This is a genomic window from Labrys sedimenti (genome assembly GCF_034424805.1).
GTDB classification, from domain to species: Bacteria; Pseudomonadota; Alphaproteobacteria; order Rhizobiales; family Labraceae; genus Labrys; species Labrys sedimenti.
Map to the genome: position 1 here is coordinate 1 of NZ_JAXOUF010000060.1, position 2,279 is coordinate 2,279.

Annotated in this window: 1 protein-coding gene and 1 pseudogene; both read left to right on the top strand. The window is 55.3% G+C overall.

The features are described from left to right. Positions 1-39 precede the first annotated feature (39 nt). Positions 40-927 (top strand): annotated as a pseudogene (locus tag U1R88_RS35310) (IS3 family transposase); the annotation flags it as partial. 158 nt (positions 928-1,085) lie between these two features. Next, positions 1,086-2,279, top strand: a 1,194-nt coding sequence (locus U1R88_RS35315; protein WP_425545535.1) for an IS4 family transposase, incomplete at its 3' end; no start/stop codon positions are given.

Sequence of the window (2,279 nt, forward strand, 5' to 3'; positions counted from 1 at the left end):
CGAGCTAAAAATGGAGCGTGAAATCCTAAAAAAGGCGGCGGTATTCTTCGCCAGAGAGTCCAGGTGAGATACGCCTTCGTCGCTGCTGAACGGACTCAATACCCGGTACGTATGTTGTGCCGGGTGATGGAAGTCTCAACTTCAGGTTTCTACGATTACACGCACAGGCAGCCTCGCCCTGATCCTGACGCTCAGATTCGCATTGAGTTGCGCAGCGTCTATGCGGCCAGTCGACACACCTACGGTCGGCCACGGTTGGTCGCAGCCTTACGCCAGAAATCGTATGCAGTGGGCCACAAGCGAGTCAGCCGGTTGATGCAGGAGGAGGGTATTCACGGCAAGTCCAAACGCGGTTTCAGGCCCTGTACCACTGACAGCAACCATTACTTGCCGGTCGCGAACAATGTGGTGGCGCGGCAGTTTGCCATCGATAACCCCACTCCGACTTGGGTCAGTGATATCACCTATCTCCCAACCAGAGAGGGTTGGCTGTATCTGGCCGTAGTGTTGAGCATCCAGACCCGCCAGATCTTGGGCTACAGCTTGTCAGACCGCATGCCAGATGGCCTGGTGGAAAGTGCGTTTCTGAATGCCTGGAGCGCCTGTTCTGGCACTAGCGGAGCAGTATTTCACTCCGATCAGGGCCGTCAGTACGCAAGCAGTAAGTTCCGTCTAGCGTTAGCTAAGAAGGACTTCAAACAGAGCATGAGTCGAAAGGGAAATTGCTGGGATAACGCAGTGGCGGAGAGTTTTTTCGCTACGCTGAAAAGAGAGGAGGCTTTTGGGGTCTACCCCACCAAAAAACAGGCACAGCTATCGATCGCCAGCTATGTGCATGGGTTTTACAACAGCAGTCGACTGCACTCAGCTCTGGGGTATCGTTCTCCGAACGAATATGCAAAGAGCTTGAGGCAGAAGACTGGATAACCAGCTTCATGGCGTACGCTGCCGGGGGACAGGCCCATGGTTACTTTTGGCTGGGCCGGCATTCCGGGCTCTTTTCCATATGTGACCCGCTGTAAAAGCCAGCCATTTCAAGGTCTTCTGTAAAATCCCCTGAAATTCATTCAGGGGGTACCTAAACGATGTGGGCGGAAGTTCTAGCGCGTTTCGAAAAAAAAGCACCTGCCAGTGTCATGGCCAAACTGGCGCTGCAGCAGGCTATTGCCCCCGAGTGGATTGATCAGGTTTTCGAAGAACACCGGCAACGGCAGTATTCTCGTGAGCTATTGTTCTCGACCATCATCAAGCTAATGTCCCTTGTTTCATTGGGCTTGAAGCCATCTCTGCACGCCGCCGCGCGACAACTGGAGGACCTTCCGGTCAGCCTGGCGGCTCTCTACGACAAGATCAGTCGTACCGAGCCTGCTCTGTTGCGCGCCCTGATTACGGGCTGTGCACAGCGCCTGGCTCCAACCATCCGGGAGCTGGGCTGCACGGCGATGCTGCCGGGTTGGCAGGTTCGGGTAGTGGACGGTAATCACCTGGCATCCACTGAAAAACGTCTGGGAGCTTTACGCAACGAGCGCGGCGCCGCTCGTCCCGGTTTTTCGGTTGTTGCATACGATCCCGATCTGGATCAGGTCGTCGACCTTCAGGCGTGTGAGGATGCCTACGCAAGCGAGCGCGTTTGTGTGCTGCCTTTATTGGCCAATGCCGAGCCAGGCCAAGTGTGGCTGGCTGACCGGCTTTATTGCACGCTCCCGGTTATGGAGGCTTGTGAGCAAGTCCAAACTTGCTTTGTCATTCGTCAGCAAGCCAAGCATCCACGCTTGATTCAAGAGGGTGAGTGGCAAGAGCCAGTACCTGTGGAAACTGGCACTGTGCGTGAGCAGATCATCCAGGTCAAAGGCGGTTACCAATGTCGGCGTGTCGAACTGACGCTTCATTCGCCAACGGACTCCGGCGACAGCAGCTTGATGTTCTGGAGCAACCTGCCTGAGAGCGTCAGTGCGCAACAGATCGCCGAACTGTATCGCCGCCGCTGGAGCATTGAAGGTATGTTCCAGCGACTGGAAGCGATCCTGGAAAGTGAGATCGAAACCCTTGGCAGCCCAAAGGCTGCCTTACTGGGGTTTGCAACGGCGGTATTGGCTTACAACGTCCTGGCTGTTCTCAAACGCAGTGTTGAACAGGCTCATCGGGATACCCAGCCTGAAGGATGGGAAGCCTCGATTTACCATTTAGCGGTTCAGGTCAGGAGTGGATATGAGGGAATGCAGATTGCGCTGCCCTCGGAACATCTTCCTGTCATTCCGTTGGAAAAACTGGCTCAGCAC